Origin of the sequence: Urinicoccus massiliensis (genome assembly GCF_900120405.1) — a bacterium.
Lineage (GTDB): Bacteria > Bacillota > Clostridia > Tissierellales > Peptoniphilaceae > Urinicoccus > Urinicoccus massiliensis.
In genome coordinates, this window is the sequence record NZ_LT635493.1 from 754,699 (window position 1) to 780,896 (window position 26,198).

Consider the following 26,198-nt stretch of genomic DNA (forward strand, 5'->3'; position numbering starts at 1 on the left):
AATTGAAGATAAACTTATACACAATTGTGGTTAAATTGTGTCAAAAATAAATATCCACAATGTACACAAGAAGAAATTGTGGATATTTATTTGGTTTAATTGTAGATATTGTTTAAAAATTTAAGAAAAAAACGAAACTTGTGCACATTTTATTCACATTTTGTGGATAAGTAAAAATATACACAGTTTTTTATTTTATCCACAGACTTGTTTATATTATACTAGATATCCACATAGATATCAACAAAGTTTCCCCGATATAAAGGCTTTAGATACCCTTATAAAATCATTAAGTCAACTTCTAATTCATTGATCAACAAATCAAATAAAATCCTTAAAGAGACTTATATGAATGGCAATGAAAATTTATTTCAAAAATTTCTGAACTAGCCTTCTTAGCAAATTGTAATGAAGTGTAAATATTGGAGCTTATTTTTCAAATGCCCAAATAGATCCATTTAAAAATTTTGTTGCAGTTATAACCCCTAGTTTGCCAACAGAACATCTTTCGTTTTGATCTTTATAATCTAAAACAAACTTAAAAACAAAACCCATTAAGGCACCCATACATTGACTTTCAGTAGCTGTAAAATCTCTTTCTGGCGTACATTTTCTTTCATAAATTGTAAGTAAAGATTTTACCGGAGGAACACCCATATCATTTGCAAAAACAATATTTCCTAAACTGATGGGATCTTTAATAGTTTCTAAGCAGAAATCCCAAAATTCTCCTGAATCAACAAAATTAGTTGCACCCTTGTAGGTTTTTGCAAAATTACTGTTAATTTCATCGATAATTTGACTTGTTTTAATCGTTTTCATTTTTTTACCTCCTAAAAATTATATAAACAGAAAACATAACCACACAAAATTATGACATACAATAATTTGTGTGTTATAGTTTTACCCACTCTCTTTTCTTTTAAACACATAATTAAAAAATTTTTAAAAAAAAGCCTAAAAAGAGAAAATTTCTTGACATTTAGCCCTTCTGACCATATAATTCTAATAGTGTATTTAAATCTAGGTATGTGTTAGGAGGTGCAACAGTGAAGAGAACTTACCAACCTAAAAATAAACAATATAAAAGAGAACATGGCTTTAGAAGAAGAATGAGAACTCGTTCTGGTCGTGCTATTCTTAAGGCTCGCCGTAGAAAAGGTCGCAAAAGACTATCCGCCTAATGAAAAGTCCTAATTATTTGAAAAAGGATGGCGACTTTAGCAGGGTTTATAGAAAAAAAAAGACATCAGGAAACCGCAGTTTTGTTTTTTACCAAAATAAAAACAACTTGGGCTTCACCCGGATTGGCTTTTCAATTAGCAAAAAGGTAGGAAGTGCTGTTGTTCGAAATCGGATAAAAAGACAGCTGAGAGAAATTTATCGTCATAGGCTAAACAAGATCAAACCAGGCTACGACTTAGTTTGTGTGGTAAAAAAAGGAGTGGACCAATTGACCTACCAGCAATTGGAATCTTCTTTTGACCACCTATTAAGACTTTCAAAACTAAAAATAGGATGATAGATGAACCATATTTGTTTAAAATTAATTCGTTTTTACCAGAAATACCTATCTCCTACTATTTTTGCAGGAGCCCACTGCAGGTTTCAACCAACCTGTAGTGAATATGCAAGGCAGGCTTTTGAAAAATATTCTTTTGGCAAGGCTTTGCTATTGACGATAAAAAGAATTCTAAAGTGTCACCCCTTCCATCCGGGAGGGTACGACCCTCTACCCTAGAAGGAGGATTTTAATTTGATAAGTTTCATAGCAACAATACTTGGTAAGGTGCTTTTTTACATCTACCGGTTACTTGAAACGACGATACCTCAGGAACCCAAGCTGATTAGTTATTACGCTTTGGCTGTTATTGTAACAACCATCATCTTCAAACTTGCCCTATTGCCTTTAAATATTGCGCAAACAAAAAATCAAAGAAAGATGGCCGAGTTACAACCTGAAGTTCAAAAATTGCAACAAAAATATAAGAATGACCAACAAACACTTGCTTTAAAGACTCAACAACTTTATAAGGAAGCCAACCACAACCCCCTAATGGGTTGTTTGCCGCTACTTATTCAGTTTCCTATTATCATTTCATTCTTTTACATATTTAGAGATCCTCAAAAGTACGCCTTTACCGATCCTAGTATGTATCAAAGCATGGCCAAAAATTTTTTCTATTTGACCAACTTAGAAAATATAGACCGGACTATGGTTTTGCCTTTTATCGCTGCAGGTTTAACTCTTGCAACATCTTTATTGATGCAAAAGATCCAGGCCAAAACTAATCCCCAAGCCAAGCAAATGGCTGAGCAACAAGGTATGATGAAGATGATGCTCTATATGGGACCTGTAATGATTTTATTTGCAGGACAACGTCTTGCTGGAGGGATAGCCCTCTACTGGTCTGTAAGCAATGCTTTTACCTTGATTCAACAAATTGTCAGCTATAAAAGTATTGATGATGCTGAAGAAGAGGCTTTACAAGAGGCCAAGGAAAAGAAAGAGAATCGAAAGAATAAATAAGGTAGTTTAACCACGATCTATAATGAGGTGACTAAAATGAGTTATGTCATAACCAGTGCGGATTCAGTTGAAAAAGCCATAGAAGATGGACTTCAAAAGTTAAATACCACTCGAGACAAGGTTGAAGTTGAGGTTTTGCAAGAAGCCTCCAAGGGTTTCTTGGGCCTAATTGGCTCAAAGGAAGCAACAGTAAAATTAACAACGATTGTGGATGCTAAAAACCTGGTCCGGTCTATTTTACAAGATGAAGAACTGGATGAAATTGAACTTGTTGAGGATTCTCAAGACTCCCACCAAGAAGTTTATGAGGTCAAAAAATCAAGTGAAGAAGCTCCCAAGGCTCCTACAGACTCAGTAAAAAATGCTTCAAACCAAATGACTTGTCAAGAAAAAGAAGAGAAAATCCGTCTTTTTGTAGAAAAATTAAGTCAGGTTTTTGACCTGGAAATGAACACGCGAATTGAGGAAAAGGAAGACTTCTTAGAAGTAGAAATCTTGGGAGACGAAAATAAGTTAGGTATTGTCATTGGAAAAAGAGGAGCCACCTTGGATGCCATCCAATACCTGATGACCAGAATGGTAAATAAGGACCAAGATGAATACACAAGAGTGCTTTTAGATACCAGCAATTATCGAGCAAAACGCGAAAAAACTTTAGTATCTTTAGCAGAAAAAAACGGCCAATAAGGTTCTTAAAACAGGTCGAAATATCCGTCTTGAACCCATGAATGCAGCTGAACGCAGGATTATCCATTCAGCCTTACAGGATAAAGAAGGAATCATGACTTATTCTGAGGGACGAGACCCTCATAGACGGGTAACCATTCAAAAACAAAGAGACTATGATTAAAGACCTTCCTTTTGAAGGTCTTTATTTTAATTGAAATAGAAAGGAAATCAAATTGAGTGAAACAATTGCGGCAATATCCACGGCAACAGGGCCTGGCGGCATAGGGATTGTCCGGTTAAGTGGAGATCAAGCCTTAGAAATTGGACAAAAAATGTTTCAAACAATGGATCAAAATCCCCTGGACTTAGATAAAAATAGGGTCCTCCAATACGGCCATATTGTCGATAACAAGCAAGTCATTGATGAAGTTTTGACTGCATCAATGAAGGGGCCTGGAACCTATACCCGGGAGGACATGGTAGAAATTTATTGCCATGGAGGGCGGATTGCTTTAAGTAAGGTCTTAGACTATGCTCTACGCCTGGGAGCTCGGATGGCGGAGCCTGGAGAGTTTACCAAAAGAGCCTTTTTAAATGGAAGACTGGACCTATCCCAAGCAGAATCCGTCATTGACTTAATTGAAGCCAAGTCCAACCAAGCATATGAACAAGGTTTGCTTCAATTAAGTGGGGCCCTGGGTCAAGAATTTAGAGAAATTGAAGACAAGTTAATGGAAGTGACGGGCTTGATTGTAGCAAATATTGATTTTCCGGAAGATGATATTGAACTTTTAAACCGGGAGAAATTTCAAGAGCTGGCTCAAGACCTTTTAGCCAGGATTGACCACTTAATCCAGTCTGCCTCCCGAGGCAAGATGCTCAAAGACGGGATTAAGACTGTTATCGTAGGTAAACCCAATGTGGGTAAGTCTTCTCTTTTAAATGTCTTATTAAAGGAAGACCGGGCCATTGTAACAGATATTCCTGGAACGACTCGAGATTCCATTGAAGAGTATATCAGTCTAGATGATGTGGTCCTCCACATTATTGATACAGCAGGTATTCGACAAACTGAGGACAAGGTTGAAAGGATTGGTGTGGAAAGATCTGTGGCGGCTATGGACCAAGCAGATATTATCCTGGCCCTATTTGACCAATCCAGACCCCTGGACCAAGAGGACCAAGACTTAATGGACCTTTTAAAGGATAGGAAGGTCCTCTACATCCTTAATAAAAGTGATGAAAAAGGTAAATGGGATCAAGAATTTAAGGATTTTTTCCAAGGCAAGGAGACTTTTTCCATCAGTGTTTTAAATAAGGAGGGAATCCAGGAACTGGAAGAGGCCTTAAAAAACATCTATTATGATGGGCAGGTGGACGTTCAGGGTCTGGCTGTAACCAACCTAAGACAGTTAGATGCCCTGAGACGGACCAAAAAGAGTATTGAGGCCATTAAGGATGGAGTTGAAATGGACGTTCCCATGGATTGCATCGAGGTGGATGTCAGAGAGGCTCTAAATTCTATTGGAGAAATAACAGGTCAAACCGTAACGGAAGATATATTAGACCGGATCTTCCATGATTTTTGCATAGGAAAGTAGGAAATAGATGGGCAAAGTACGACAATTTGAAGCGGGAAACTATGATATAGTGGTGGTTGGTGCCGGCCATGCAGGAACGGAGGCAGGCCTAGCTGGGGCTAGAATGGGGTTAAAAACCCTAATCCTCACTCTAAACCTGGACTCTCTAGTGGCCATGAGCTGTAATCCCAATATTGGAGGAACCGGCAAGGGTCACTTGGTAAGGGAAATTGATGCTCTCGGGGGTGAAATGGCTGTTAACATAGACAAGACCTTCATCCAAAGTAGGATGCTCAACCTATCCAAGGGGCCTGCTGTCCATAGTTTAAGGGTTCAAGCGGACAAGAGAAGATACCATGAGGAAATGAAAAAAACGGTAGAGGACCAAGAAAACTTGGACCTGGAAGAAGGAGATGTGGCAGAAATCCTGGTGGAAGACCAGCAGGTTCAAGGGGTTGTCACCACTACTGGGGCTATTTATCGGACTTCTTGTGTAATTTTGTGTACAGGAACCTATCTGGGTGGGCGAATTTATATGGGTGAATTAAATTACCCATCAGGCCCAATAGGTATGAAGGGGGCCTATGAACTGACTCCCTGCTTAAAGGAACTTGGCCTTCCCCTTATGAGGTTAAAAACAGGAACTCCAGCCCGGGTTCACAGGGATTCCATTGATTTTTCCAAGATGGAAATCCAAGAGGGAGACAAGGATTTTGAGCCATTTTCCTTTATGAATATTGACAAGGACTTAGACGTGGACCAAGTCCCCTGCTATTTAACCTATACAACAGAAAAGTGTCACCAGATCATTCGTGAAAACATCAACCGAGCAGCCATGTATTTGGGAGATATTGAGGGAACGGGGCCACGCTACTGCCCTTCTATCGAAGACAAGGTTGTGCGCTTTGCCGACAAGACAGCCCACCAGGTTTTTATTGAACCCGAGGGATTGACTACCAAAGAAATGTATGTCCAAGGGGTTTCTTCTTCCCTGCCGGAAGAAGTCCAAAAACAACTCTATAAGGAAATCATCGGCCTTGAAAATGTGAAGTTTATGCGGGATGCCTATGCCATTGAGTATGATGCCATTGATGCAACAGTCTTAAAACGTTCCTTAGAGCACAAGGACATTCAAGGGCTCTTTTTTGCAGGCCAAATCAATGGAAGCTCTGGATACGAAGAGGCAGCCTGTCAAGGTTTGATTGCAGGAATTAATGCAGCTAGAAAGGTTCAAGGGAAAGAAGCCTTGGTTTTGGATCGGTCCCAAGCCTATATAGGGGTCTTGATTGATGACCTGGTAACCAAGGGGACCAAGGAACCCTACCGGATGATGACCTCCCGAGCAGAATACCGGTTGACCCTAAGACAGGATAATGCAGACTTACGATTAACAGAAATAGGACATGAGATTGGCCTGGCTAGCCAAGACCGCTATGAAAGAATGCTGGACCGGCAAGATCAAATTCAAAAAGAGCTGGACCGGTTAAGTAAAATTCGGGTCAACCCAACCCAGGAAAACAACAAGCTCCTGGCCGACCTGGGGTCCACCCCCTTGAAAAACGGACTTAGCCTGGAAGAAATTATTCGTAGGCCTGAGCTGGACTATGACAGGACCAAGGCCTTTGATCCAGATAGGACAGACCTAAGAGCGGACATCAAAAAGCAGGTAGAGATTCAAATCAAGTACAAGGGATATATTGAAAAGCAAGCCCAACAAATCAGACAAGTGAAAAAGCTGGAAAACAAGCCCCTGGATTTGGACTTCAACTACCAGGAGGTCAAGGGATTAAGGAATGAAGCCAAGGAAAAGCTTGAAAAAGTTAGACCTGAAACCCTAGGCCAAGCCAGCCGAATTACAGGGGTTTCCCCTGCTGACATCAATGTCTTGTTGATTCACCTAGAAAGTAAAAAGAGGTCAAGCCATGTTTAAGGAAGAAATTGAAAAAATGGGTCTGGAATCCTGCTATGGAGACTTTGAAGACTTCAAAAGTCGGGTTTTGGAAAAAAACAAGGTCATGAATCTGACAGCCATTACAGAGGATGAAGAATTTAACATCAAACATTTTTTGGACTCCCTTTCTCTTTTAAAATTAGATCAGATCCAGGGAGTTAAAAGAGTTTTAGACTTGGGAACCGGAGCAGGATTCCCAGGATTCCCATTAAAAATAGCCAAAAGAGACCTGGATGTAACCCTACTGGACTCCTTGAAAAAAAGAATTGATTTTTTAAATGAAAGCATAGAAGACATGGGATTGGAAGGTATCAAGGGGATCCACGCCCGAGCAGAAGAACTTTCTCGCAAGGAGGACTATAGGGAGACTTTTGACCTGGTGACTTCCAGGGCGGTGGCCAACCTAGCCACCCTTTATGAATACTGTCTCCCCTTTGTAAAGGTTGGGGGCTATATGGTAGCTATGAAGGGCCCTGACATTGAAGGAGAACTACAAGAAGGTCAAACTGCTCTTAAAACTTTGGGAGGAGAACTTGTTGAAGTCAGAAAGGTAGACCTTCCTCCAGACATAGAGCACACTCTCATCCTAGTAAAAAAAGTAAAGACCACTCCTAAGAAATACCCTAGGGCCGGAGGAAAACCACGTAAAAACCCTATCGGCCTATGATCTGGCTCATATATTTAACCCTAGGGCTGGGAACCCTCTATGTCTTTTATAGGAGTAAAAAATTTTGGCAATTGACTTTCTTGTTGCTTTTATCAACAAGCTACCTGGCCAGTACGGAAGTATTTGCAAACCTGCCCTTTGTAGGACGAGTCCTTGTTTTTTTACTTGGGCTCACAAGTCTCCTTTACTTCCTTTTTGAACTCAATAAGGATTACAAGGAAAAGAAATTAGAAACCCGAAGACAGTTAAGACAAGAAAAAGAAAAATAAAATGTTCCACGTGGAACAAAAAGGCAACCTTAAGGTTGCCTTTTCTTATGCAAAAAATAGGTCGACCCAGGCCAGAGGAACAAACCAAATAAATTTTTGGAGCACGCAAATAGTTTAGTGAATAAATCTTACCCACCCCATTAAAAACAAACAAGAAGATAAAAACGAAATGAAGGCAAAATAATTAAGAGGAAAACAAAAATGTTCCACGTGGAACATTTTAAAATCTTTTGTCGAGAATCTATAAAAACAGGCTTTGTGATCAGATTGTTCCTTGAAAATACGGGATTCTGTGCTATAATAAAGAGGACCATTTAAACATAGAAAGTGAGTACAATTATGGATGAAATAAAACAAAGAATTATACAAGAATTTGTTCCAGGTAAACAGGTAACTATTGCCCATGTAATTGCAAACCCAAAAAGAGAAATTTACACCAAACTTGGGCTAACAGAAGAATCTAGTGGGGCTATTGGAATTTTAACCATTACTCCAGGAGAAGGAACTATTATAGCAGCAGATGTTGCGTCGAAAAGTGCAGGAATAAATATAGAATTTATTGACCGGTTTTCAGGAGCTCTTTTAATTACCGGGGACGTGTCTTCTGTTGAAGAGTCTCTTCAAAATGTTATTTCAACTTTAGAATCTATCCTACACTTTACCCCAACGGTAGTAACGAGGTCATAATGGATAAAAAAATTATGTTAGTGGGGAAGACCCTCACTGGGAAAACAACCCTAATCCAACATCTTCTATATGGGGAAGCACAATATAAAAAAACCCAGGCCATTGAGTTTTTAGGCAACTTCATTGACACACCTGGAGAGTATATTGAGCTGCCAACCATGTACCATGCTCTGCTAATTACCAGCTATGAGGCATCAATTATTTTGTTTTTAATTGACAGTCACGAAAAGAGCTCAGTCTTTCCGCCAAACTTTGCCCAAGCCTTTAACCGAGAAGTTATTGGAGTTGTAACAAAATTGGACCAAGGCGGTGACTACGAAAAGGCCAAAACCCAACTCATTAAGGCGGGGGTAAAAGAAGTCTTTCCAATCAATTATGAGGATCCTTCGACTGTTCAAGCCTTAAAAGACTATCTAATGGGAAAAGATATAGAATAAATCGAAATATTTTTAATAGATAAATTCGAAGGGGGTTGTATATGGAAACAACCGTAGTAGTGGCTGAAGATGAATTAATTACACGGATGGATTTGGCGGAAATTTTAAAAGGAGCAGGCTATAAGGTGGTCGGTATGGCCAAGGATGGTCTGGATGCCATTGAAATTTGCCGTAGAGAAAAACCCAACCTAGCCATTATGGATGTTAAAATGCCTGTTATGGATGGCCTAGAGGCCATTAAAATCATACAAAAAGAAAAAATAGCCGGATGCATCGTTCTTCTTACAGCCTTTAGTGACAATGAATATATTGAAAAAGCAAGAGACTTAGGCGTCATGACCTACATGGTGAAGCCCTTTGACGAATCAACCTTGATCCCTGCAATAAAAGTGGCTCTGGCCAAGCAAAGGGAAATGGATAAAATCCAAGATGAATTGGAAGTCATTTCTAAAAAATTGGATGACCGCAAGTTTGTAGAAAGAGCCAAGGGAATCCTTATGAAAAAGCACCACTTTTCTGAAGATCAAGCCTATAAAACCTTGAGAAAACTCGCCATGGACAAGAGGATGTCTATTTCAGAAATCAGCCGCTTGCTCATTGATTCAATAAAGGACTAGTATGGACAGGAAAATTAAAAAACTTTGTCAAGCATATACAAACTTGACCAAAGAAGATATAGAAATACTTGAAAATTTAAATACCTTTTTACCTCTCCTCTCTGAAACTCATGGAGGAGATGTTTTTATAGACTGCAAAACCTGGGATAGCAATGCAGCTATTGTTGTGGCAGAGGCCTTGAAACCTGGGACATCCTATAAGGAGACAGTGGTTGGAAAACTTGCCTATCGGGAGAATGAGCCAGCGGCCCTAAGAACCTTGAGCACGGGGGTAAGGACCCTACGCCTATCGGGAGTCAGCCAAGAAAACAACCCCATTCTCCAAACAACCACAGCCATTAAAAACCAAGACAAGGTCATAGGGGTTCTAATTATTGAAAATGACGTAAGTGAAGAGTTCATTGAAAAGAATAAGTTAATGGAAAATCAAATGTATGAAAACCCCAAAACTTCTTCTTTTATTCCTATTGTCAGTGATTATGTTGTGGACTCTCTTTTGATTTTTAATAAAGAAGGGGTCCTTCAATATGCCAACAATTCAGCCAAGACCTTTTATCGTTTTTTAGGTTATAAAGAAGACTTGGAAGGGATGCATTTTACAAACCTGGCCTTAGAAAACACCAGTTTTGAAAGAATTTTACAAGAAAAGTACCTGGAAACCAAGGAGCTCTATATAGGAGAGAATTGCTACAACATCAAGTATTCCCTCTTCCAAGGGGATGAGCGACTGATTATGATCATCCGGGACCAAACCCAATTGATGCGGCAAAAAAAGGCCCTCATTACCAAATCTGTGGCCATTCAGGAAATTCACCACCGGGTAAAAAACAACCTTCAAACCATTGCATCTCTTTTAAGAATGCAAAGTCGGAGAAGTAAAAACCCCCAATTAACCATTGCCTTCCAAGAAAGCATCAACCGGATTTTAAGTATTGCTACAACCCATGAAATTTTGGCCAAAGACTTGGATGGCCACATTTTAATCATAGAATTAATTAAAAAAGTTTTAAGCAACACCATCTACACTGGGCAAAATGAGGGTAGAGTGAAAGAAGTTCAGGTCGAGGGAGATCCTACTTATATTGATGCCAACAAGGGGACAACCCTGGCTCTAGTCATCAACGAACTGATAAGCAACGCCTATGAGCATGCTTTTAAACCTGGAGACCAAGGCACCATTCGGGTCCAAGTAAAAAGAGATATTTTTAAAAACCATATTATTGTAGAGGATAATGGGTGTGGCTTTGACCCGGAGGAAGAAAATGGGAACTCCTTCGGCCTAAATATTGTAAGGGGCCTTGTTCAAGAGGCTTTGCAGGGGGACGTCCACTTCACATCCTCTGAAAAAGGGACAAAAATCAAGCTGAGCTTCATAAATAGAGCATAAAAAAAGCACGGAGAAAAAATTTAAAAAAATATTACAAAAAGCCCTTGAAAACATTTTTTCCTTTTGCTATACTTAAGATGTTATTACAAGGGCGTAATACACTGAATCTCTTAACGTTAAGAAAAACAAATTGTATAGAGAGCACAATGAGTGTGTTCTAGCAGGCAAAGTGGCCTCAAAGGATGCTTCTATAGTTTTAGAAGTCTATTCTTTTGTGGTCTTTTTTTATTGGCTCTTTGTCAAATGTTGGGGTGAGATTCATTCTCGCCCCTTTCTTATGCTCGAAAGACCATTAAAATGCGACTCTTAAAGTTCTCAAAATTCCGATACCCATAGGAAACCCGTTTAATCACTTTGATTTTGTTGTTAAAGCCTTCTGTTTGTCCATTGGTGATGCCTGTGGAAAAGGCGTTTAGGATTTCTTCTTTCCAGTTTTCATAGGCCCGAATACTGGCTTTAAATTCCTTTAATCCACTTTCTTTAGCAACCCACAGCCACTTGTCTAAGGCCTGTCTTGCTTCTTCTTTGCTGGAGGCATCTAAGACGTCATAAAAGCGTTCTTTTAAAAGATAAGCTTCTTTGATTTCCTTGTCTTGCCAAAGCATTAGCTCCAATTTTTCTTTTTCTTCGGGGCTTAGCCGACTGCCTTTTTTCCGTAGGATGGACTTGGACCGTTTAAAGTAGAGACGATACTTTGCATCCCTTGTCTTTTGTCGTGTCTTGCGGACATTCTCTAAGGCCCAAAAGACTTGTCTGGCAAAATGAAACTTATCCGCAATGAAGGTTGCCTGAGGGAAGAATTCCTTTAAGACGGCGTAGAAAAGATGACTCATATCCATAACCACATACTTCACCCTTCTTCGTTCTTCCTTGGGAAAAGAAGAAAAGTAGTCCATTAAAGCCTTCTTTCGTCGAGAGGGTAAAATATCCAGTACCTGGTGATGGATTGGATCCACTAAAATACATTGGTATTTATCCCCACCAGCATTTCCCTTAAACTCATCCATACTTAAGACCCGAGGAAGATTTGGCCGCCTCCTTGGAGCCAACTTTAGATAGCTTGTGAGACAAGAGGAAGATAAACCCAAGTCCTTGGCAATAGAAGATAAAGACCGGACCTGTTTTAATTGGTCTTGGATAAAGAAGTGGAGATCCTTAGTCCGTCTAGAATAGGGAGCTAAGAAATCCAAAGACTCATAAAAACGCTTCTGACAATGAGGACAAACAAAGCGCTTCTTCCGAAGAAAAAGAAAGACCTTCCGCAAGCCAATGGGCGTATGTTGGATCCTTTGCAGACGATAATCATGGATGCGAGAGGTCTTATGCCCACAAACAGGACAAAGTCCCTCCTTGTATAAAGAATGGAGTTTTACATCAATGTGATCATCAAAAGAGACCACCTCGTCAATAGAGACACCTTTTAAATTCAATAGATTTGTGTTAGTATAGTTTTGCACTTATCTCACCCTTTCATTTTGTTGTGGTAACTTTATTGTAAAGGAAAAAAGAGATAAGTGCATTTTTTATGGCAAAAAATAAATGTTGGAGTCTAGGGGGACCCCAACATTTATTATAGAACCTTTTTATTGAAATGGAGTACTTGATCGAATGAAAGAAACTCTTTTAAGTGTTGGTATTGACGTAGGGACCTCTACGACACAACTTATATTTTCAAATATTTATGTAGAAAATGTTTCTTCTATGGCCAGGGTTCCCGAATTTCGTATCGTAGGGAAAGACATAATTTATAAAAGTAACATTCATCGGACACCACTTACCAGTGCGACAGTCATCAATGAAGATGCTTTAACACGAATGATTCAAGCTGAATACAAAAACGCCAATATCGATCCATCAAAAGTAGATTCAGGTGCTGTCATTATTACAGGTGAAACAGCTCGTAAGGAAAACGCGCAATCTGTGATGAGTGCTTTATCGGGCTTGGCAGGAGAATTTGTTGTTGCTACGGCCGGACCGGACCTGGAAGGAATTATCGCCGGGCGAGGAAGCGGAGTAGCAAGTCTTAGTGATAAGGAAAACATAACCATTGCCAATCTTGATATAGGTGGAGGTACAACAAACACAGGAGTTTTCCACGTTGGAGAACCAATCGATACTGCTTGTTTTGATATAGGGGGTCGCCTGATCATCATCGATGAGTCCAAGACCATCACCTATATTAGTGAAAAGGTGCAAGAACTTTGCAGCTACCACGGCATCGATTTAAAGGTTGGCCAAAAAGCGGATTTGGATAAGTTGAAGGCAATTTGCCAAGTCATGGCCAATGTCTTGTTATCTTCTGTTCATTTAAAAGAAGAAGACAAGTCCTTGGACTTAGCCATTAGCCCCAAGGGTAAAAAGCTAAGGAATGACTACAAAATTGACAAAATTTCCTTTACTGGTGGAGTCAGTCAATATATTTACAATCCAAGCAAAGACACAGACTACTTCATCTATAACGACATCGGACCACTTCTAGGTCAAATTATTCGGGAAACTTTTCAACCCTACTGGGATAAAATCGTTGTTCCAACGGAAACCATTATGGCCACCGTTGTTGGTGCGGGAACGCAAACAATGGATATCAGTGGGTCAACAGTAACCTATACAACCATGGACTTTCCTAAAAAGAATCTTCCGGTCCTGGCTTTCACAGAAAGCGAACAAGACCAAAGCAACTTTAAAAATCTTATCTTGGATAAGTTGAAGTGGTTTGAAATGGAAGATGGACTCCAACAAGTAGCCATGTATTTTCCAGGCAAAGAAAACATGTCTTATCTAGAAGTGGATGAATTTGCGGGAAATATTGTGGAAGCTTGGGAATCCGTTTACAAAAACAATGAAGATGTTATCGTCATCTTAAAGGAAGACCTGGGTAAAGTTTTGGGTCAATGCATCCGAGCAAGACTAAGCAACAAGAATCGTGCAGTTATTTGCTTGGATAGCATCAAGGTTCATAATGGTGACTATATTGACATTGGTCATCCACTGGGAAATGGATCTGTATTACCTGTAGTAATCAAGACACTAGTACTGAATTATTAAATTAGGGGTGAAATATGAATTTAAAGACAAAACTCTTCGGTGAAGTCTATCAATTTGGCTCTGTAAAAGAAGTTTTAGCGAAAGCGAACGAAGAAAAATCAGGGGACAAATTGGCAGGGATTGCAGCGGAAAATGCTCTAGAACGTATTGCCGCAAAAGAAGTCTTGTCACAACTGACCATTGCTGACTTAAGAAACAATCCTGTTGTAGACTACGACGAAGATGAAGTAACCAGAGTTATTCAAGATGCTGTTAATGAAAAAATTTACAACGAAATTAAAAATTGGACCATAGCAGATCTTCGTGAATATATTATTGGCTTAAACACAGGAGATCTTGAATTAAAGAGAATCTCTCGTGGCCTAACCTCAGAAGTAATTGCCGGTGTAACCAAGTTAATGAGTAACATGGACTTGATTTACACTGCAAAAAAATTGGAAATTACAGCAACATGTAACACAACTATTGGTAAAAAGGGTACATTAGCTGCTCGTTTACAACCAAACCATACAACAGATGATATCGAAGGAATCGAGCTTAGCCTTTATGAAGGTTTAGCCTATGGGATGGGAGATGCCGTTTTAGGTTTGAACCCTGTAGATGACTCCATCGACTCTGTATCTCGTATTTACAACTTGTTCCATGAAGTAAAAAATAAGTGGGAAATTCCAACACAAACTTGTGTATTGGCCCACGTTACTACCGTTATGGAATGTATCAAGCGCGGCGTACCCGTTGACCTTGTTTTCCAAAGTATTGCAGGTAGCCAAAAGGGAAATGAAGCTTTTGGATTTAATGACAAAATCATTGAAGAAGCTTATGAACTTGCCTTAAAAGAAGGTACTGCCTTTGGACCAAATGTTATGTACTTTGAAACAGGACAAGGATCTGAATTATCTTCAGATGCTCACCACGGCGCTGACCAATTGGTTATGGAAGCTAGATGCTATGGCTATGCCAAGAAATACAACCCCTACCTGGTTAATACAGTAGTAGGATTTATCGGACCTGAATACTTGTACAACTCTAAACAAGTAATCCGTGCCGGCCTTGAAGACCACTTCATGGGTAAATTAACAGGTATTTCCATGGGTGTAGATATTTGCCATACCAACCATATGAAGACCGATGCAAACGACCTTGAAATTTTGGCCACCCTATTAGGAGTTGCTGAAGTAAACTACGTCATTGGCGTACCGGGTGGAGACGACATCATGTTGAACTACCAAACTCCATCCTACCAAGATGATGCAACCTTAAGGTCCTTGTTCAACCGTCATCCAATCAAAGAATTTGAAGAATGGATGGAAAAAATGGGTCTTATTGAAAATGGAAAATACACCGAACGTTTTGGTGATGCTTCTATTTTCTTCGGTAAATAAAGGAGGGAATTATGATTTCTGAAAACGAATTAAAGGGACTTATCGAAAAAGTCATTGCTGAAATGGGCACAAATCAAAATTCTTCATCCGCTAGCAACCAGCAATCAACTACAAACAATGCAAACAACACAGACACTGTAAGCAATCTTCCTGACGATCAACTTAAAGACATCACAGCCATTAAAATGCAAGACTATTTTGACATGGACACCTGTGTTAACAAGGAAGAATATTTAAAATACAAGGCAAAAACTCCTGCTCGTTTAGGAATTGGCCGGGCCGGACTTCGTATGAAGACCGAACCACTTTTAAGATACAGGGCAGACCATGCTGTTGCCATGGACGCTGTATTTAGCGACGTAAGCGAAGATTTCTTAAAAGAAATGAATTTAAAAACTTACCAAACTCTATGCGACAACAAGGACGTCTTTTTGACTCGTCCTGACCTAGGACGGAACTTCAGCGAAGAAACCTTGGCTGAAATGAAAAAAGACTGTGAAAATAATCCAACTGTTCAAGTTTATGTCAGCGACGGACTTTCCTCAACAGCAATTGAAGCCAACATCCGAGACACCCTACCTGCCATTATCAATGGCTTAAAGAGTGAAGGAGTTAAGGTTGGTACACCATTTTTTGTAAAATACGGTCGTGTAGCAGCAGAAGATGCTGTTGCAGCAAACTTAAATGCAGAAGTTACTTGTGTATTGATTGGTGAAAGACCAGGTCTTGCAACAGGAGAAAGTATGAGTGCTTATATGATTTACAAGGGATATCCCGGAGCACCAGAAGCAAAACGTACTGTTGTATCCAACATCCACAAAAATGGGACACCTGCAGCAGAAGCAGGGGCTCATATTGCCGGAGTTATTAAGAAAATCCTTGATGCCAAGGCATCTGGTGTTGATCTTAAACTTTAAGTTGAAGGAGGAAGTCAATGAAATATGATTCCATGGGCGTCAACATTCTTAGTGTTAAGATGATTCCAAACGTCGATGAAGATTTGGTAAAAGAATTAAACTTACCACAAGGACATCGTAGTATTGGTTTGATTACAACAGATTGTGATGACGTAACCTATACCGCTCTTGATGAAGCAACAAAAAAAGCGGAAGTAAAAGTTGTTTATGCAACAAGCTTTTACGGTGGGGCAGACAATGCCAACACAAAACTTGCCGGAGAAGTCATTGGTATTATCTCAGGACCAAGTCCTGCAGAAGTACGCAGTGGTTTAAATGCAATGGTTGAATTTATTGAATCCGGTGTAAGCTTTAAATCAGCAAATGAAGATGACACAATTGTTTACTACGCTCACTGTATTTCCAGAACAGGAAGCTATTTATCCGAACAATGTAACATTCAAGAAGGGGCAGCTCTTGCTTATTGTATCGCGCCTCCAATCGAATCTGTTTACGCCCTAGATGCTGCTTTAAAGGCTGCTGATGTGCAACTGGTTCAATTCTATGGACCTCCATCTGAAACAAACTTTGGCGGTGGTTTATTAACAGGTTCTCAATCAGCTTGTAAGGCTGCTTGCGATGCTTTTGAAGATGCCGTTATTTCAGTAGCAGATCAACCAACGAACTTTTAGTTTGAGGTGGTAAAATGGAAAAAGGCGCTTTAGGCATTGTTGAAACTTATGGAGAACTTGCCGCAATTGAAGCTGCTGACCAAGCTCTAAAAGCTGCAAATGTTGAACTTTTAGGCTGTGAAAAAGTTCGGGGTGGTTTAGTTAATATCACCGTGGTTGGAGAAGTTGGAGCTGTTCGAGCATCTGTGGATGCGGCAGTGGCGGCTGTAGAAAGGTTGAACATCCAAGTGAGTTCACATGTGATTCCAAGACCCATTGAGGATCTTTGGAAGATTCTACCAAACAAAGATAAAAAGCAAAAACAAAACAAAGAAGACAAAAAACCTGAAACAGGAAAAGTTAAAAAAGATAAAGAAGCAGAAGACACAAAAGCCAAGACAAATTTAACTTTCTTAGAAGAAAAAGAAAAAGAACTAAAAGAAATGAGAGTTGTTGACCTCCGAAGTTTAGCTAGAGAAGTGGAAACAAGTATCTCACGCTCGGAAATTAAATTTGCCAATAAAAAAGAATTAGTTACTGCTTTATTGGAATATTATAAAGAGCAAGGAGGAGATTAATGGATAAAGATTTACAATCCATTCAAGAAGCCAGAGATTTAATCCATAAGGCAAAAATTGCCCAAGCAGACTATGCGAATGCAAGTCAAGAACAAGTTGATGAACTGACAAAGGCAATTGCCAAAATGGGTGAAGCCCATGCTAAAGAATTAGGACGCATGGCTGCAGAAGAAGTTGGCTACGGGAATGCAAAAGACAAATATACAAAGAATATTCTAGCCAGTCGATATGTCTATGAATACATCAAGGACATGAAAACACGCGGAATTCTTAAAGAAACAGATCGCATGATTGAAGTGGCTGCTCCTGTAGGAGTTATTGCTGGTTTGGTTCCTTCAACCAACCCAACTTCAACCGTTATTTACAATTCCATGATTGCTTTAAAAGCAGGAAATGCCATTGTATTTAGTCCACATCCTACCTGTACAAAATGTATTACAAAAACTGTTAACCTGGTTCGCGAAGTTGTCGCAGACCAAGGATACAGCCCTGACCTAGTATCTGTATTGCCAATTGTCACTATGCAAGCAACAGATGAGCTGATGAAAAACAAAGACACTAAACTTGTTTTAGCAACAGGTGGTAGTGCCATGGTTAAGGCAGCTTACAGTTCAGGAACTCCAGCCCTTGGGGTAGGTCCTGGAAACGTACCAGTCTTCATTGAAAGAACAGCAGACATTAAGGATGCCGTTCGCAAGATCATGATTGGTAAGTTGTTCGATAACGGATTAATTTGTGCTTCAGAAGAATCTGTCGTTGTAGAACGTTGCATCGCAGATGAAGTAAAGGCTGAATTTGAACGCAACAACTGCTACTTTGTAACCGGGGAAGACAAGGACAAAATTGCCGCAATTCTTTCCAATAGTCGAGGAGCTGTTAATGCCAAGGCTGTAGGTCGTACACCTCAACAATTGGCAGACCTTGCAGGGGTAAAAATTCCTGAAGGAACCAAGATTATTTTAGGTTGCGAAACAGAAGTTGGTCCAAAACATCCATTCTCAAGAGAAAAGCTAAACACAACCCTAGGCTTCTATGTCGTTGAAGACTGGAAGGAAGGTTGCGAAAAATGTATAGAAATCTTAAACTATGACGGACTTGGCCACTCTATTGGTATTCACACAAAAGATAAAAACATCATCCGTGAGTTTGCCTTAAAGAAACCCGTTTCCAGAATGTTAGTCAACACACCAACAACCCTAGGCGGAGTTGGTTTAAGTACAGATCTAGCACCAGCCTTCACCCTAGGATGCGGAGCTGTGGGTGGATCTGCAACAAGTGATAATGTAACTCCAATGAACTTGATTAACATCAAGAGAGTTGCCTTTGAAACAAATAGCAACTATAATATCACTGGACAAGATAATTCCAGCGACAATGGTGCTACAGAAGAAGTTGTTGAAAAAGTATTGCGTCAAATCTTAAAAGAAGTCGCAAATAGTAATTTTTAAGTATATTTTTTAGGAGGAATTTAAAATGACAAATCAAAACGCATTAGGAATGATCGAAACTAAAGGTTTAGTAGGTTCTATTGAAGCAGCAGATGCTATGGTAAAGGCTGCAAATGTAACATTAGTTGGTAAAGAACACGTTGGTGGCGGACTTGTAACTGTTATGGTTCGTGGAGACGTTGGAGCTGTTAAAGCTGCTACTGATGCCGGAGCCGCTGCTGCAGAAAAAGTTGGCGAACTTGTAAGTGTTCATGTAATTCCAAGACCACATGCAGAAGTAGAAGGTATTCTTCCCACAATCAACGCTGCTGAATAATGATAAATAAAAATGGAGAAAGAGACTTCTCTTTCTCCATTATTTATCTAATCTTGGAAGGGAAGTGACGATATGGCAGTTTTAACAGAACAAATGCTTAGAAAGCTTGTTCGTGAAAATAAATCGAAAACGATCTATATTGATTCGGCAACCGTCCTAACCCCATCTGCAAGAGAGTACATCAATGATCAAGCTCTAGTTGTGGTCCAGGAAGGTCTGGATCCAAAAGATGAAGAGGATATGGGACCCCAAGCCAAAGAAATCCAAGATCAAAAGACTGTTCAAACTGTTGTGGAATCCTACCCCTACCGGCTATATGGAACAGAAGCCAGGTTAAAAGAAAAACCTGAGTTCATGACAATCTTGCTTGGTCAAGATTTAGTGGACAAGGACCATCCTAGAATTCGCTTTCGGGGACAAATAGATTCCTTGGAGGCAAGGCTACTTTTAACCATAGGAGAATTGAAAACAACAGCCTCTGAACAAGTGATCCAGGGGTTAAAAGAAATTTACCAATATACTCGGCAACTTCTAAGATCAGAAGAAACGGGAGACTTAATTCAAGACCTTTTTTTACTAGGTAAGGATTCGGATGAAATCAAAGAAATCACCCGCCATCCAGAGAAGTATTTTAACCAAGGCCACCTAATTCTAGAGGGGGATGAAAAAATAGAAACTCTGAAGATGAATTGTCTAAGGGCAAGGATTCGGGAAATAGAAGTTTCTGCTGTTGACCCCTTTAGTCGTATTCCAGGTCAGGAAAGACCAGACCTGTTAAAAGCCTTAAATCGCTTAAGTAGTGCTGTTCACTATTTAATGTATTTAAGTGAGCAAGGAGAGTGACCCTGAGAAATGGATATTAAACGAGTCAATAAAGAAATTGCAGAAGTAGAAAAGACCATCCGGCGGACGAGAAAAGTTAGAGCCAATGAAAAGCTCCATGTAGGGGTGGATTTAGGAACGGCCTATACCGTTTTAACGGTTTTAGGCGAGGACTTTAGACCCCTGGCCTGCAAGATGGAATTTGCCCAAGTCATTCGAGATGGCTTGGTGGTGGATTTTTTAGGGGCCAAGGAAATTGTTGCCCGGCTAAAAGAAAAAGCTGAAAAATCCCTGCATACTTCCTTGACTCATGCAGCCATTGCTGTTCCTCCGGGGACTTCTAAGGCCGATTCTATGACCCATGCTTATGTGATAGAGGGAGCCAATATGGAAGTGACCTCGATTTCAGATGAACCGACAGCAGCCAATGAAGTCTTGCAAATTCAAGATGGGGCTGTGGTAGATATTGGAGGAGGTACAACGGGCGTATCTATTTTCAAAGCTGGGGAAGTGGTCCATGTGGCGGATGAACCTTCAGGAGGAACCCATCTCAGCCTGGTTTTAGCCGGCAACTATGGGATTCCATTTGAAGAAGCTGAACAGATCAAAAAGGATCCAAAGAAAGCAAAAGAACTATTTCCAATTGTTCGGCCTGTTTTTGACAAGATGGCAACCATCGTGGAAAAAGAAATTCAAGGCCGGGATGTGGATATTGTCTATTTAGTAGGGGGGACCTGTATGATGCCCGGAGTAGAAGATGTCTTTGAAAAAAGACTGGGGATCAAGGTGGTCAAGCCCGACAATCCACTCCTAGTAACACCCATTGGAATTGCAAAAAGTGATATAGGTGAGAGTCGTGGATAAAGAATTCATTGATAGAATTACAAAAAAAGTTTTACAAAAATTAAAAGACCAAGGCTTACTCTATGAAAAATCCATCCTATGCCTAAATTTCTCACAAAAACAGGAAAAAGAAGTGGAAGAAAAGTATCCAAACTATGACTTTCATTTTTCTTCTGTCCTGCAAATGAGTCAAGATTATGATGAAATTTGGATTGGACGTTTGTCCATCCAAGATCTATCCCAAAGCGCTTTAGGCTTGCGTTCAACAGTTGGCAATCTTGTACAAGAAGCCGCTAAAGGGAAAAAAGTTTTGGTCTTTTCCAGTGAACACAAGACCTTTCAATCCAAACATCCAGTTCCGGAAGCCCTGGCTTCCATGTGGGAAGACTATAGTCAACGCCTTCAAGCCATGGGATTTGTTTTCAACCCGGAAACAATTCCTGCCGGTAAGGCAACTAAACAAGAAGACTCAAGTCAACTTGTCTATCTCAACAAAAAGCTTATTAGCCAAGGGGCAATTGCCCACTTAAAGGGAAGAAGTGTCACCCTGGTGATACCGAAAAAGGCCACCATTACACCTCTGGCTGTAGACTTTTGTAAGGAAAATAGGATTGAAATAAAAAGAGAAAGCGAGACAGAGGATGCGAGTAGGTAAGGTTATCGGGAATGTTTGGGCAACCAAGAAAGATGAGGGCCTAGAGGGCTTTAAACTACTTGTGATTGACCAAATCAACCCAAGAACAAAAGAACATGATAAGACCATTGTGGCCGTGGATGCTGTAGGGGCAGGTCCCGGAGAAATGGTTTTAATCGTTGGTGGGTCTACGGCAAGGTTTGCTGCTAACCAACATGCACCAACAGATGCCACTGTTGTAGGCATCATAGATACACTTGAGATTTATGAAGAAAGTGAATAAATGAAAATCAAGGGGAGGTGAGCTTGTTGTCTAAAACACTCGTGACAGTAAGTAATATTAAAGACTTCCTTGATGCCAGCGGTTGTGTCTTATGTCAAACCAATGACATGATTATTACACCCTTGGCACAAGACTATTGTCGCAAACATAGGATTCAAATCACAACAGATGCAAGTTTTAATCGTCAAAATAAGGAAGAAAGTAAGAATCAAGTCATAGAATCCAGTCCCAAGCAAGACCAAAAGGTGGATTCAAGTCTTCCATTAGACCATTTAGTAAAACAACTTATTCGTAAGGAATTTGGTGTTGTACGAGAAGATCAAGTTCAAAGTATAGCCCGGGTTGTCTTAAGAATATTAGAAGAAAAGGCTTAGGAGGAAGATATGGGTATAAATGAGATTATTATTTATATTATGACTTTTTTCATGGTACTGGGAGCATTAGACCGTGTCATTGGAAACAAATTTAAAATTGGGGAACAATTTGAAGAAGGAATTATTGCCATGGGGTCTTTGGCCCTGTCCATGGTTGGGATTATTGCCTTGGCACCCGTTTTAGCCAATGTACTTCTACCCATCGTTGGACCTGTATTTAAGGCTTTGGGAGCAGACCCATCTGTGTTTGCAACATCCCTATTAGCCCTAGACATGGGTGGTTACCCATTGGCAAAAGTATTGGCAGAAACTCCGGAAGCAGCTCAATTTTCCGGTGTTATTATTGGATCTATGATGGGACCAACCATCGTATTCTCCATCCCTGTTGCCTTGGGTATTATCAGCAAGGAAGACCATCCTTACCTGGCCAAGGGAATTCTAGCCGGTATGGTTACCATTCCTGTAGGATGTTTAGTTGGTGGACTTGTTGCAGGTTTTGAACCCATGATGGTTATCAGAAACCTAATTCCAATCATCATCTTCTCCATTATCCTGGCAGTGGGACTTTTATTTGCTCCAGAAACCATGATCAAGCTGTTTGACTGGTTCGGAAAATTAGTTACAGCAGTTATTACCATTGGTTTAGCTGCAGGAATCGTTCAAACCCTAACTGGCCTTGTGCTAATTCCGGGTATGGGTTCCTTAGAAGAAGGATTTTCAACTGTAGGAAACATCGCTATTGTATTGGCTGGAGCCTATGTACTGGTCTTCTTCATTACTAAATTCTTCAGCAAACCTCTTATGAAGGTTGGAGAAAAATTAGGTATGAATGAAGTGGCAGCAGCAGGTTTAATTGCAACCCTAGCCAACAACATTCCTATGTTCGGTATGATGAAAGACATGGACGTTCGCGGAAAAGTTATTAACGTAGCCTTCTGTGTAAGTGCCGCCTTTGTTTTCGGAGACCACTTAGGATTTGTTGCCGGTGTTAACGAAACCAGCATGATTACACCCATGATTGTAGGAAAATTAGTTGGTGGTATTACCGGTATTTTAATGGCTATGTTTATCTTGAAACGTGAAAAAGTAGAGGGTTAATCGTTATGGGCCTAGAAAGAGATCAATTAGAAAAATTAATCCGCCAATTAATTGAAGAAGAATTAGCCGGTGGCAGCTCTTCTGGAATGGACCGGGTTAAATTAAACAATGGCTTGATTTCTGTTAAGGGCAAAAGCGTCAAATGTGAAAAATTTGATACCGGCAACCCAACAGACCAAGTCAACTTAAAAGACGTTGTAGACTTAAAAGAAAGCCCAAATATGGGTGCTGGATATATGGAAATCATCAATGGAAAACCCTTCAAATGGAGCCTTTCCTATGATGAATTTGACATTATTTTAGATGGGACATTAGAAATTCAATCCGACCAAGGGACCGTTCGAGGCAGTGCAGGAGACACCTTGTTTATTCCCAAGGGATCCAATATTGTCTTTAATTGCCCGGAAGGTGAAAAGGTTCGTTTTGTCTATGTAACCTATCCAGCAGATTGGCAATAAGGTGAGCATATGAATCAACTTTTTGATATTGAAACAAAAATTTTATTTGGCCAAGATGCCATTGAACAATTAGACACCATTGGGATGAAAAAAGTTATTCTGGTTACCGATGCGTCCATGGTAAAATTTGGCCTAACCAGGCCAATTGAAAAGGCCTTGGAAAAAAGAAAGATTCCCTTTCAAATTTTTGACAAGGTCCTACCGGATCCCAGCCTAGATATCGTATTAGAAGGAATGGCCCAAGTCATTGACTACAAGCCAGACACCCTGATTGCTCTAGGAGGGGGCTCCTCCATTGATTCCGCTAAAGCCATGGTCTATTTTGACTTAAAGATGCAAGCAAAAATTTTGGGAGATGGGAACCTACAAAAGAAGACCCTCATCGCCATCCCAACAACCTCCGGAACAGGGTCTGAAGTTACTTGCTATTCCGTTATTACAGACCGGAAAAACAACCGTAAGATCCCCCTAATGGACACCATTATGGTACCGGACTATGCAATTTTAGATGCGGGCTTTACCAAGACACTTCCGCCAAAAGTCATTGCAGACTCAGGAATGGACGTCTTGACCCATGCCATGGAAGCCTATGTGTCCCCCAAGGGAACAGCCTTTAGCCGGGCTATGGCTCGAGAATCCATTATCTTGGTGCGAGACCATCTGAAAAAAATGTTCCATGATGCGTCCGTAGACTTGCACAGGGAAAAGATGCATTTGGCATCTTGCCTGGGAGGTCTGGCCTTTGAAAAGTCCTCCTTGGGACTCAACCATGGAATGGCCCATTCACTTGGAGCCCACTTCCACCTGGCCCATGGACGTTGCAATGCGATACTCCTTCCCTACATTGTTAAATTCAATGCAGGATTCTCAGGCTTTGCAACAGAAGATCCAGAGGTTATTCGGAAGTATGCAGAAATTGCAGAACTCTTTGGCTACATGGACGGCAGTGACCAAGATAAGGTTAGGGGCCTCATTTCCACCATTGAACAATACAATGAAGAAATGGGCATTCCCAAGACCATTTCCCAAGCCGGAGTGGACAAGGAAACCTTTAGAAGTCAACTTTCCAGCCTAGTTGTGACAGCCCTAAATGATGGTTGTACACCAGGTAACCCAGTGAAAGTCAAGATGGAAGATGTAATTAAAATTTATTTAAATGCTTATGCATAAGAAAAAGCCAGTCTTAGACTGGCTTTTTCCTGGTTCTTTGTCAAATATTGGGGTGAGATCTATTCTCGCCCCTTCTTTATGCCCGAAAGACCATTAAAATGCGACTCTTAAAGTTCTCAAAATTCCGATACCCATAGGAAACCCGTTTAATCACTTTGATTTTGTTGTTAAAGCCTTCTGTTTGTCCATTGGTGATGCCTGTGGAAAAGGCGTTTAGGATTTCTTCTTTCCAGTTTTCATAGGCCCGAATACTGGCTTTAAATTCCTTTAATCCACTTTCTTTAGCAACCCACAGCCACTTGTCTAAGGCCTGTCTTGCTTCTTCTTTGCTGGAGGCATCTAAGACGTCATAAAAGCGTTCTTTTAAAAGATAAGCTTCTTTGATTTCCTTGTCTTGCCAAAGCATTAGTTCCAGCTTTTCTTTTTCTTCGGGGCTTAGCCGACTGCCTTTTTTCCGTAGGATGGACTTGGACCGTTTAAAGTAGAGACGATACTTTGCATCCCTTGTCTTTTGTCGTGTCTTGCGGACATTCTCTAAGGCCCAAAAGACTTGTCTGGCAAAATGAAACTTATCCGCAATGAAGGTTGCCTGAGGGAAGAATTCCTTTAAGACGGCGTAGAAAAGATGACTCATATCCATAACCACATACTTCACCCTTCTTCGTTCTTCCTTGGGAAAAGAAGAAAAGTAGTCCATTAAAGCCTTCTTTCGTCGAGAGGGTAAAATATCCAGTACCTGGTGATGGATTGGATCCACTAAAATACATTGGTATTTATCCCCACCAGCATTTCCCTTAAACTCATCCATACTTAAGACCCGAGGAAGATTTGGCCGCCTCCTTGGAGCCAACTTTAGATAGCTTGTGAGACAAGAGGAAGATAAACCCAAGTCCTTGGCAATAGAAGATAAAGACCGGACCTGTTTTAATTGGTCTTGGATAAAGAAGTGGAGATCCTTAGTCCGTCTAGAATAAGGAGCTAAGAAATCCAAAGACTCATAAAAACGCTTCTGACAATGAGGACAAACAAAGCGCTTCTTCCGAAGAAAAAGAAAGACCTTCCGCAAGCCAATGGGCGTATGTTGGATCCTTTGCAGACGATAATCATGGATGCGAGAGGTCTTATGCCCACAAACAGGACAAAGTCCCTCCTTGTATAAAGAATGGAGTTTTACATCAATGTGATCATCAAAAGAGACCACCTCGTCAATAGAGACACCTTTTAAATTCAATAGATTTGTGTTAGTATAGTTTTGCACTTATCTCACCCTTTCATTTTGTTGTGGTAACTTTATTGTAAAGGAAAAAAGAGATAAGTGCATTTTTTATGGCAAAAAATAAATGTTGGAGTCTAGGGGGACCCCAACATTTATTATAGAACCTTTTT

General features: G+C 40.3%; 32 protein-coding genes. 29 read left to right on the forward strand and 3 right to left on the reverse strand.

Annotated features, from left to right (window positions below; translation table 11 throughout):
- Positions 1–429: 429 nt before the first annotated feature.
- Positions 430–822: a hypothetical protein gene (locus tag BQ7400_RS08200; protein ID WP_072470116.1), complete on the reverse strand. Its 393-nt coding sequence runs from the start codon at positions 820–822 to the stop codon at positions 430–432.
- A gap of 227 nt (positions 823–1,049) precedes the next feature.
- Between BQ7400_RS08200 and rpmH the strand changes: the two genes are divergently transcribed.
- From rpmH to BQ7400_RS08265, 14 genes are all read left to right on the forward strand, one after another.
- A complete protein-coding gene (rpmH, locus tag BQ7400_RS08205) occupies positions 1,050–1,184 on the forward strand; it encodes a 50S ribosomal protein L34 (protein ID WP_009430491.1) in 135 nt (44 codons plus the stop codon).
- Entirely contained in the window at positions 1,184–1,522 is a 339-nt protein-coding gene (gene rnpA / locus BQ7400_RS08210) for a ribonuclease P protein component (RefSeq protein WP_034438140.1), read from the forward strand. The genes rpmH and rnpA overlap by 1 nt, the downstream gene beginning before the upstream one ends.
- Before the next feature lie 3 nt (positions 1,523–1,525).
- Positions 1,526–1,741 (forward strand): membrane protein insertion efficiency factor YidD, encoded by a 216-nt coding sequence (gene yidD / locus BQ7400_RS08215; RefSeq protein ID WP_072470117.1) that lies wholly within the window; start codon positions 1,526–1,528, stop codon positions 1,739–1,741.
- Positions 1,742–1,756: 15 nt separating this feature from the next.
- On the forward strand, positions 1,757–2,530 hold the full coding sequence (locus BQ7400_RS08220; protein WP_034438142.1) for a YidC/Oxa1 family membrane protein insertase: 774 nt from the start codon (positions 1,757–1,759) through the stop codon (positions 2,528–2,530).
- 36 nt (positions 2,531–2,566) lie between these two features.
- Entirely contained in the window at positions 2,567–3,217 is a 651-nt protein-coding gene (locus BQ7400_RS08225) for a Jag N-terminal domain-containing protein (RefSeq protein ID WP_245759426.1), read from the forward strand.
- 37 nt (positions 3,218–3,254) lie between these two features.
- A complete protein-coding gene (locus BQ7400_RS10855; RefSeq protein WP_245759427.1) occupies positions 3,255–3,380 on the forward strand; it encodes a R3H domain-containing nucleic acid-binding protein in 126 nt (41 codons plus the stop codon).
- A gap of 52 nt (positions 3,381–3,432) precedes the next feature.
- Entirely contained in the window at positions 3,433–4,800 is a 1,368-nt protein-coding gene (gene mnmE, locus BQ7400_RS08230) for a tRNA uridine-5-carboxymethylaminomethyl(34) synthesis GTPase MnmE (RefSeq protein ID WP_083553313.1), read from the forward strand.
- 7 nt (positions 4,801–4,807) lie between these two features.
- Positions 4,808–6,709, forward strand: coding sequence for a tRNA uridine-5-carboxymethylaminomethyl(34) synthesis enzyme MnmG (mnmG, locus tag BQ7400_RS08235; protein ID WP_072470119.1), 1,902 nt, complete (start codon positions 4,808–4,810; stop codon positions 6,707–6,709).
- Positions 6,702–7,397, forward strand: coding sequence for a 16S rRNA (guanine(527)-N(7))-methyltransferase RsmG (rsmG, locus tag BQ7400_RS08240; protein ID WP_072470120.1), 696 nt, complete (start codon positions 6,702–6,704; stop codon positions 7,395–7,397). The genes mnmG and rsmG overlap by 8 nt, the downstream gene beginning before the upstream one ends.
- On the forward strand, positions 7,394–7,666 hold the full coding sequence (locus tag BQ7400_RS08245) for a hypothetical protein (RefSeq protein WP_072470121.1): 273 nt from the start codon (positions 7,394–7,396) through the stop codon (positions 7,664–7,666). Before rsmG ends, BQ7400_RS08245 begins: the two co-directional genes overlap by 4 nt.
- Positions 7,667–8,005: 339 nt before the next feature.
- Positions 8,006–8,353 (forward strand): ethanolamine utilization microcompartment protein EutS, encoded by a 348-nt coding sequence (gene eutS / locus BQ7400_RS08250; protein ID WP_034438155.1) that lies wholly within the window; start codon positions 8,006–8,008, stop codon positions 8,351–8,353.
- Positions 8,353–8,790 (forward strand): EutP/PduV family microcompartment system protein, encoded by a 438-nt coding sequence (locus tag BQ7400_RS08255; protein WP_072470122.1) that lies wholly within the window; start codon positions 8,353–8,355, stop codon positions 8,788–8,790. Before eutS ends, BQ7400_RS08255 begins: the two co-directional genes overlap by 1 nt.
- Before the next feature lie 41 nt (positions 8,791–8,831).
- A complete protein-coding gene (locus BQ7400_RS08260) occupies positions 8,832–9,407 on the forward strand; it encodes an ANTAR domain-containing response regulator (RefSeq protein ID WP_072470123.1) in 576 nt (191 codons plus the stop codon).
- A gap of 1 nt (position 9,408) precedes the next feature.
- On the forward strand, positions 9,409–10,794 hold the full coding sequence (locus BQ7400_RS08265) for a sensor histidine kinase (RefSeq protein WP_072470124.1): 1,386 nt from the start codon (positions 9,409–9,411) through the stop codon (positions 10,792–10,794).
- A gap of 275 nt (positions 10,795–11,069) precedes the next feature.
- On the opposite strand, the gene BQ7400_RS08270 is transcribed toward BQ7400_RS08265, so the two are convergent.
- Positions 11,070–12,224: an ISL3 family transposase gene (locus tag BQ7400_RS08270; RefSeq protein ID WP_165478613.1), complete on the reverse strand. Its 1,155-nt coding sequence runs from the start codon at positions 12,222–12,224 to the stop codon at positions 11,070–11,072.
- Between the two features lie 178 nt (positions 12,225–12,402).
- On the opposite strand from BQ7400_RS08270, the gene eutA reads away from it, so the two are divergent.
- From eutA to BQ7400_RS08345, 15 genes are all read left to right on the forward strand, one after another.
- Complete coding sequence (gene eutA, locus BQ7400_RS08275) at positions 12,403–13,839, forward strand: ethanolamine ammonia-lyase reactivating factor EutA (RefSeq protein WP_072470125.1); 1,437 nt, start codon at positions 12,403–12,405, stop codon at positions 13,837–13,839.
- Between the two features lie 14 nt (positions 13,840–13,853).
- Positions 13,854–15,221, forward strand: coding sequence for an ethanolamine ammonia-lyase subunit EutB (locus BQ7400_RS08280; protein WP_072470126.1), 1,368 nt, complete (start codon positions 13,854–13,856; stop codon positions 15,219–15,221).
- A gap of 11 nt (positions 15,222–15,232) precedes the next feature.
- Complete coding sequence (eutC, locus tag BQ7400_RS08285) at positions 15,233–16,138, forward strand: ethanolamine ammonia-lyase subunit EutC (protein ID WP_072470127.1); 906 nt, start codon at positions 15,233–15,235, stop codon at positions 16,136–16,138.
- A 17-nt stretch (positions 16,139–16,155) separates the two neighbouring features.
- A complete protein-coding gene (gene eutL, locus BQ7400_RS08290) occupies positions 16,156–16,809 on the forward strand; it encodes an ethanolamine utilization microcompartment protein EutL (RefSeq protein ID WP_034438178.1) in 654 nt (217 codons plus the stop codon).
- A 14-nt stretch (positions 16,810–16,823) separates the two neighbouring features.
- On the forward strand, positions 16,824–17,366 hold the full coding sequence (locus tag BQ7400_RS11030; RefSeq protein ID WP_034438181.1) for a BMC domain-containing protein: 543 nt from the start codon (positions 16,824–16,826) through the stop codon (positions 17,364–17,366).
- Positions 17,366–18,814 carry an acetaldehyde dehydrogenase (acetylating) gene (locus tag BQ7400_RS08300; RefSeq protein ID WP_034438184.1) on the forward strand — a complete coding sequence of 483 codons (1,449 nt, stop codon included), beginning with the start codon at positions 17,366–17,368 and terminating at the stop codon, positions 18,812–18,814. The genes BQ7400_RS11030 and BQ7400_RS08300 overlap by 1 nt, the downstream gene beginning before the upstream one ends.
- Positions 18,815–18,839: 25 nt before the next feature.
- Complete coding sequence (locus BQ7400_RS08305) at positions 18,840–19,130, forward strand: BMC domain-containing protein (protein WP_009431059.1); 291 nt, start codon at positions 18,840–18,842, stop codon at positions 19,128–19,130.
- A gap of 72 nt (positions 19,131–19,202) precedes the next feature.
- The gene (locus BQ7400_RS08310; protein ID WP_072470128.1) at positions 19,203–19,973 is read left to right on the forward strand and encodes a hypothetical protein; all 771 of its coding nucleotides are present in this window, start codon (positions 19,203–19,205) and stop codon (positions 19,971–19,973) included.
- 9 nt (positions 19,974–19,982) lie between these two features.
- Positions 19,983–20,816 (forward strand): ethanolamine utilization protein EutJ, encoded by an 834-nt coding sequence (eutJ, locus tag BQ7400_RS08315; RefSeq protein WP_072470129.1) that lies wholly within the window; start codon positions 19,983–19,985, stop codon positions 20,814–20,816.
- Entirely contained in the window at positions 20,809–21,450 is a 642-nt protein-coding gene (locus BQ7400_RS08320) for a hypothetical protein (protein ID WP_072470130.1), read from the forward strand. Before eutJ ends, BQ7400_RS08320 begins: the two co-directional genes overlap by 8 nt.
- A complete protein-coding gene (locus tag BQ7400_RS08325) occupies positions 21,437–21,712 on the forward strand; it encodes a EutN/CcmL family microcompartment protein (RefSeq protein ID WP_034438194.1) in 276 nt (91 codons plus the stop codon). The genes BQ7400_RS08320 and BQ7400_RS08325 overlap by 14 nt, the downstream gene beginning before the upstream one ends.
- A gap of 23 nt (positions 21,713–21,735) precedes the next feature.
- Positions 21,736–22,086: a hypothetical protein gene (locus BQ7400_RS08330; protein ID WP_072470131.1), complete on the forward strand. Its 351-nt coding sequence runs from the start codon at positions 21,736–21,738 to the stop codon at positions 22,084–22,086.
- A 9-nt stretch (positions 22,087–22,095) separates the two neighbouring features.
- A complete protein-coding gene (gene eutH, locus BQ7400_RS08335) occupies positions 22,096–23,184 on the forward strand; it encodes an ethanolamine utilization protein EutH (protein ID WP_072470132.1) in 1,089 nt (362 codons plus the stop codon).
- A gap of 5 nt (positions 23,185–23,189) precedes the next feature.
- Positions 23,190–23,642, forward strand: coding sequence for a cupin domain-containing protein (locus BQ7400_RS08340; RefSeq protein ID WP_034438199.1), 453 nt, complete (start codon positions 23,190–23,192; stop codon positions 23,640–23,642).
- A 9-nt stretch (positions 23,643–23,651) separates the two neighbouring features.
- A complete protein-coding gene (locus BQ7400_RS08345; protein ID WP_034438201.1) occupies positions 23,652–24,812 on the forward strand; it encodes a 1-propanol dehydrogenase PduQ in 1,161 nt (386 codons plus the stop codon).
- Between the two features lie 76 nt (positions 24,813–24,888).
- Here the strand turns inward: BQ7400_RS08345 and BQ7400_RS08350 are convergent, their stop codons facing one another.
- Positions 24,889–26,043 (reverse strand): ISL3 family transposase, encoded by a 1,155-nt coding sequence (locus BQ7400_RS08350; protein WP_165478613.1) that lies wholly within the window; start codon positions 26,041–26,043, stop codon positions 24,889–24,891.
- Between the last annotated feature and the right edge of the window lie 155 nt (positions 26,044–26,198).

Bases quoted from the DNA above. Each gene is read 5' to 3' on its own strand.
- eutJ (WP_072470129.1), top strand. From the start codon at position 19,983: ATGGATATTAAACGAGTCAATAAAGAAATTGCAGAAGTAGAAAAGACC.
- eutS (WP_034438155.1), top strand. From the start codon at position 8,006: ATGGATGAAATAAAACAAAGAATTATACAAGAATTTGTTCCAGGTAAA.
- BQ7400_RS08225 (WP_245759426.1), top strand. From the start codon at position 2,567: ATGAGTTATGTCATAACCAGTGCGGATTCAGTTGAAAAAGCCATAGAA.
- BQ7400_RS08260 (WP_072470123.1), top strand. From the start codon at position 8,832: ATGGAAACAACCGTAGTAGTGGCTGAAGATGAATTAATTACACGGATG.
- rsmG (WP_072470120.1), top strand. From the start codon at position 6,702: ATGTTTAAGGAAGAAATTGAAAAAATGGGTCTGGAATCCTGCTATGGA.
- BQ7400_RS08255 (WP_072470122.1), top strand. From the start codon at position 8,353: ATGGATAAAAAAATTATGTTAGTGGGGAAGACCCTCACTGGGAAAACA.
- BQ7400_RS08200 (WP_072470116.1), bottom strand. From the start codon at position 822: ATGAAAACGATTAAAACAAGTCAAATTATCGATGAAATTAACAGTAAT.
- rnpA (WP_034438140.1), top strand. From the start codon at position 1,184: ATGAAAAGTCCTAATTATTTGAAAAAGGATGGCGACTTTAGCAGGGTT.
- eutC (WP_072470127.1), top strand. From the start codon at position 15,233: ATGATTTCTGAAAACGAATTAAAGGGACTTATCGAAAAAGTCATTGCT.
- BQ7400_RS08310 (WP_072470128.1), top strand. From the start codon at position 19,203: ATGGCAGTTTTAACAGAACAAATGCTTAGAAAGCTTGTTCGTGAAAAT.
- BQ7400_RS08340 (WP_034438199.1), top strand. From the start codon at position 23,190: ATGGGCCTAGAAAGAGATCAATTAGAAAAATTAATCCGCCAATTAATT.
- BQ7400_RS11030 (WP_034438181.1), top strand. From the start codon at position 16,824: ATGGAAAAAGGCGCTTTAGGCATTGTTGAAACTTATGGAGAACTTGCC.
- eutH (WP_072470132.1), top strand. From the start codon at position 22,096: ATGGGTATAAATGAGATTATTATTTATATTATGACTTTTTTCATGGTA.
- eutA (WP_072470125.1), top strand. From the start codon at position 12,403: ATGAAAGAAACTCTTTTAAGTGTTGGTATTGACGTAGGGACCTCTACG.
- yidD (WP_072470117.1), top strand. From the start codon at position 1,526: ATGAACCATATTTGTTTAAAATTAATTCGTTTTTACCAGAAATACCTA.
- mnmG (WP_072470119.1), top strand. From the start codon at position 4,808: ATGGGCAAAGTACGACAATTTGAAGCGGGAAACTATGATATAGTGGTG.
- BQ7400_RS08265 (WP_072470124.1), top strand. From the start codon at position 9,409: ATGGACAGGAAAATTAAAAAACTTTGTCAAGCATATACAAACTTGACC.
- BQ7400_RS10855 (WP_245759427.1), top strand. From the start codon at position 3,255: ATGAATGCAGCTGAACGCAGGATTATCCATTCAGCCTTACAGGATAAA.
- BQ7400_RS08280 (WP_072470126.1), top strand. From the start codon at position 13,854: ATGAATTTAAAGACAAAACTCTTCGGTGAAGTCTATCAATTTGGCTCT.
- BQ7400_RS08245 (WP_072470121.1), top strand. From the start codon at position 7,394: ATGATCTGGCTCATATATTTAACCCTAGGGCTGGGAACCCTCTATGTC.
- BQ7400_RS08325 (WP_034438194.1), top strand. From the start codon at position 21,437: ATGCGAGTAGGTAAGGTTATCGGGAATGTTTGGGCAACCAAGAAAGAT.
- BQ7400_RS08300 (WP_034438184.1), top strand. From the start codon at position 17,366: ATGGATAAAGATTTACAATCCATTCAAGAAGCCAGAGATTTAATCCAT.
- BQ7400_RS08305 (WP_009431059.1), top strand. From the start codon at position 18,840: ATGACAAATCAAAACGCATTAGGAATGATCGAAACTAAAGGTTTAGTA.
- eutL (WP_034438178.1), top strand. From the start codon at position 16,156: ATGAAATATGATTCCATGGGCGTCAACATTCTTAGTGTTAAGATGATT.
- BQ7400_RS08345 (WP_034438201.1), top strand. From the start codon at position 23,652: ATGAATCAACTTTTTGATATTGAAACAAAAATTTTATTTGGCCAAGAT.